The sequence below is a fragment of the Desulfovibrio sp. OH1186_COT-070 genome (assembly GCF_003860215.1).
Classification (GTDB): domain Bacteria; phylum Desulfobacterota; class Desulfovibrionia; order Desulfovibrionales; family Desulfovibrionaceae; genus Desulfovibrio.
Genome location: NZ_RQYH01000195.1, coordinates 1 through 398 on the forward strand (window position 1 = coordinate 1; position 398 = coordinate 398).

A 398-nucleotide genomic window follows, 5' to 3' on the forward strand; every position below is an offset into this window, starting at 1 on the left:
AAGTACAGGCGGAAAATAATCTTCGCGAGCCTTCGCGAAAGCATAGGTGAAATATTACGAAACTTGTGTACATACAAGGGGGTTGAAATACTGGAGGGGCACCTCATGCCAGATCATGTGCATATGTTGGTAAGTATCCCTCCGAAAATAAGCGTGTCGAGTTTTATGGGATACCTGAAGGGCAAGAGTTCCCTGATGATTTTTGATAAGCACGCGAACTTGAAATACAAGTTCGGCAACCGCAAGTTTTGGGCCGAAGGGTACTATGTAAGTACAGTAGGCCTGAATGAAGCGACGATCAAAAATACATCCAGCAGCAGGAAAAGCATGACATCATGCAAGACAAGTTGAGTACACGCGAGTATGCAGACCCCTTCAAGGGGTAGCCAAGGCGTCAA

The 398-nt window shown here is 46.0% G+C and carries 1 pseudogene; it reads left to right on the plus strand.

The features are described from left to right. Positions 1–386: pseudogene (gene tnpA, locus EII23_RS12495) on the plus strand (IS200/IS605 family transposase); the annotation flags it as partial. Positions 387–398 lie beyond the last annotated feature (12 nt).